Origin of the sequence: Fredinandcohnia onubensis, from assembly GCF_002734285.1 — a bacterium.
Taxonomy (GTDB): Bacteria; Bacillota; Bacilli; order Bacillales; family Bacillaceae_L; genus Ferdinandcohnia; species Ferdinandcohnia onubensis_A.
In genome coordinates this window covers 39492-43103 of sequence record NZ_NSEA01000033.1, presented here as the reverse complement: position 1 = coordinate 43103, position 3612 = coordinate 39492, and the positions used below count along the sequence as shown (strand labels likewise).

Here is a 3612-nt window from a genome sequence, read left to right as displayed (position 1 = left end):
TTTTCATAGAACTTTTGACACTACCTTGTGTTACTTATATTTTATTAATAAAAAGAACGCATAGAATCCCGATTACTTAACTTCGACCGTTTGTTAATTAGTGGAGTTTTTTGTTGCCTTTTGATTAAATATCAAATGCGCCTTGGCGTATTTGCGCCCGATTTTTTTCGAGCTAGCTCGAAAAATTTCCGCTGAAAAATCGAGGCATCCGCCGGAGGCTTTAACTTTAATCAGTAGAAGTAGGGGACTTCTGCTGATTAAAGTTAAAAGTTCCAGTCTTTAACCAGTGATTCATTGCTTCGATATCCTTAGCGAACACGCGGTCTGCAGAAATATACGGCACGACTTTTCTACCATTTTCTAAAAATGAGCTTGTTGCGGTTGCCATTTTTTCTTTTCCGCGAATTTCAGCTGCCTGCATGCTACAAATGGCCTCAATTGCTAAGACACGACGCGTATTTGTGATAACTTGATATGCGTGTCTTGATCCAATGGTCCCCATGCTCACGTGATCCTCCTGGTTTGCGGATGAGGGAATCGAATCTACACTCGCTGGATGCGCTAATGTTTTGTTTTCGGATACAAGTGATGCTGCGACATATTGCATGATCATCGCACCTGATTGTAAGCCTGGTTCAGGACTTAAAAATGGTGGTAGGTCGTTCAGTTGAGGATTAACTAAACGCTCAATACGACGCTCTGAAATATTGGCGAGTTCCGCCACTGCAATCGCTAAGAAGTCCATGGCAAAAGCGATCGGTTGGCCGTGGAAGTTCCCCCCTGATAAGACCTTTTCACCATTATCAAAAATTAACGGATTATCAGTAGCAGCATTCATTTCAATTTCCAATTTTTCTTTTACATAGTTTAATGTTTGCCATGTCGCTCCGTGCACTTGAGGGATACAACGGATTGAGTATGCATCTTGAACGCGGATTTCTCCTTGGCTTGTTATTAGAGAGCTATCTGAAAGATGAGCACGAATACGCTCAGCTACTTCAATTTGCTCTCGATAGCCACGTGCAAGCTGAATATCTTCATCAAATGCATCAATAATTCCTCGTAATGCTTCGATTGTTACAGAGGCAATCAATTCTGTTTGATAAGCTAATTTTTCCGCTTCCAAGTATGCTACTGCCCCCATCGCTGTCATTGCCTGTGTTCCATTGATAAGTGCTAATCCTTCTTTTGCTGTTAATGTAATCGGGAAAATAGATTCCTTCGTTAACGCATGTATCGCAGATGTTTTCTCCCCTTTATAAAAGACCTCACCCTCCCCGATTAATACAAGAGCCAAATGTGAGAGTGGCGCTAAGTCCCCACTTGCACCAAGTGATCCTTGCTGTGGAATGACCGGATGAATGCCAGCATTTAGTAAATCAAGCAATCTATCAATCACGACCGGACGTACACCTGAAAATCCCTTCAGCAATGCATTTGCTCTAAGAAGTAGCATCGCACGTGATACAACCTCTGGAAAGGGTTCACCAATTCCGCAAGCATGAGAACGAATTAAATTTAATTGCAATGCCTCTACATCTTCTTTATCGATAAACACATCACTAAATTTCCCAAATCCTGTTGTAATGCCATAAATAATTCGTTCCTCAGCCACAATTTTTTCAACTGCTTTACGACTTTCTTGGACTTTTCTCATACTCTCTTCAGAATAATTAACTTTTTCACCTTCATATAAAACTCTTTGTACCTCTTGAAAAGTTAGTGTTTGACCCGTTAAGGTAACCATCTGTTTGTCTCCCTTCTAATTCACTTTAGTACGGTAAAGAGCCAATAAAAAAGGGAGCTACATGATGAAAGTCACGAAAAAAATGACTTCATCATATAGCCCCCTATTAACTAAAATACTATGGGCGTATTATATGTGATTAATTCCAATTCAAAAATACAAACAATTCTTTCCCTTGCCTAGGTATCTTATAAACTCTAAAGTCTAATAACTAATTTTAGTATATGCGCTTTCACTTCCAGCGTCAACCATCACTTTCAAAGATTGGTAAAAGTTTATATAAGAATTAAAAGCTCTTATTTTGCTGCTGTTTTTCAACGAGAAAAGTGATTGGCACGAATAGTAAAAAAGCAAGTAAAAGTAAGCTTCCGCCCACGATAAAGAACACCATGACAAAGGTCTCATTAAGATTAAAAGGATTTATATTGTACATCCACATTCCTACCGTCAACCCCAGAGCACCTAGTATTCCCAGGATACTGTGAATGGGTACAAGTCTTTTGTATTTAATCGTATATACTTTATAAAAAATTCCCCAAGCAAACACCGATAGCCAGCCTACTAATAGAATATGAGCATGAATAGGTCTCAACGAATAATCCATATTTCCAGACATATGAGAGCCTAGAAAAGTCCGATTATACCGAATATAGCTGAAAATCGAATGAGCCGTATACTCCAAGTTTGTTCCATTAGTTATTCCTCCATTTCCCCAATCATGTTAGGAAGTATAATTGTGAAGGTTGTTCCTTCAGCAACCCTACTGTCAACTTTGATTTCTCCTCCATGCAGGTCAATTATTTGTTTAACGTTCGATAAACCAAGTCCTATTCCGTCTCTTTTTCTAGATGAATCCACTCGATAAAAACGTTCAAAAATTTGAGAGACGGCTTCCTTTGACATGCCGATTCCTGTATCTTTCACAATGACCTTAACGAAAAACTCGCTTCTAGATAAGCTAATCCAAATATTTCCTCCATGTGTATTATACTTTATCGCATTTGTTAGTAAGTTGTCCCAGACGTTGCTCATAAGTTCTGCATCAACTTTTGTCCGAATAAATGGCAGTTTATATGAGACTTCAATTTCCTTTTCCTGTAGTCGCCACTGATACCTACGGATGGTTTATTTAATTTGTTCATCCAATTGGACCTCTGAAATCTTCATCGGATATGCTTTTTGATCAAGAGATGTTAACAGCAATAGCTGCTTTGTTAAATTTGAAAGCCGCTTTGATTCATGATCAATAACCTGTAAGTATTCTTTAGCATCTCGTTCATTTACATTTTGTGACAGTAGAAGCTCCGTATATCCCTGAATATTCATAAGTGGAGACTGAAAATCATGTGACACATTATTGATAAAGGATTTCCTCGCTTCATCATTATGCTGTAACTGCGTCTGCATCGTGTTAATGCTTTCTACTAATTGTCCAATTTCATCATTACGATCAATCGTTAGTGGATAATGAAAATTCTCCCGTGTAATCTCTTTGGTCGCTTCCGTTAACTTAGTAATCGGCTGGATCCACTTTTCATCGGCTCTTTTCCTCTTCATACGCTCGATGAAGTTTGCGGTATACCATTTATTGTTTCTCGATTATGTGCTATACCGTTTAGACTGTTTGCGGTATAGCATTTATTGTTTCTCGTTATGGCAATATACCGTTTAGACTCTTTGCGGTATACCATTTATTGTTTCTCGATCATGTGTTATACCATTTAGGCTGTTTGCGATATAGCATTTATTGTTTCTCGTTATGATGATATACCGTTTAAGCTGTTTCCGGTATAGCACTTATCGTTTCTCGTTATGATGATATACCGTTTAAGCTGTTTCCGGTATAGCACTTATCGTTTCTCGTT

The 3612-nt window shown here is 38.5% G+C and carries 3 protein-coding genes and 1 pseudogene; all 4 read right to left on the bottom strand.

Going from position 1 to position 3612, the window contains the following annotated elements:
* Positions 1-226: 226 nt before the first annotated feature.
* Entirely contained in the window at positions 227-1747 is a 1521-nt protein-coding gene (gene hutH / locus CKJ95_RS22115; protein WP_099355629.1) for a histidine ammonia-lyase, read from the bottom strand.
* A 286-nt stretch (positions 1748-2033) separates the two neighbouring features.
* Positions 2034-2440: pseudogene (locus CKJ95_RS22110) on the bottom strand (hypothetical protein).
* Positions 2441-2443: 3 nt separating this feature from the next.
* Complete coding sequence (locus CKJ95_RS23975; RefSeq protein WP_257215900.1) at positions 2444-2779, bottom strand: sensor histidine kinase; 336 nt, start codon at positions 2777-2779, stop codon at positions 2444-2446.
* A 93-nt stretch (positions 2780-2872) separates the two neighbouring features.
* On the bottom strand, positions 2873-3304 hold the full coding sequence (locus tag CKJ95_RS23970) for a sensor histidine kinase (RefSeq protein WP_257215899.1): 432 nt from the start codon (positions 3302-3304) through the stop codon (positions 2873-2875).
* Between the last annotated feature and the right edge of the window lie 308 nt (positions 3305-3612).

What these genes read in the sequence shown, in the direction of transcription:
- CKJ95_RS23970 (WP_257215899.1), bottom strand. Translation starts at nt 3,304, where the DNA reads ATGAAGAGGAAAAGAGCCGATGAAAAGTGGATCCAGCCGATTACTAAG.
- hutH (WP_099355629.1), bottom strand. Translation starts at nt 1,747, where the DNA reads ATGGTTACCTTAACGGGTCAAACACTAACTTTTCAAGAGGTACAAAGA.
- CKJ95_RS23975 (WP_257215900.1), bottom strand. Translation starts at nt 2,779, where the DNA reads ATGAGCAACGTCTGGGACAACTTACTAACAAATGCGATAAAGTATAAT.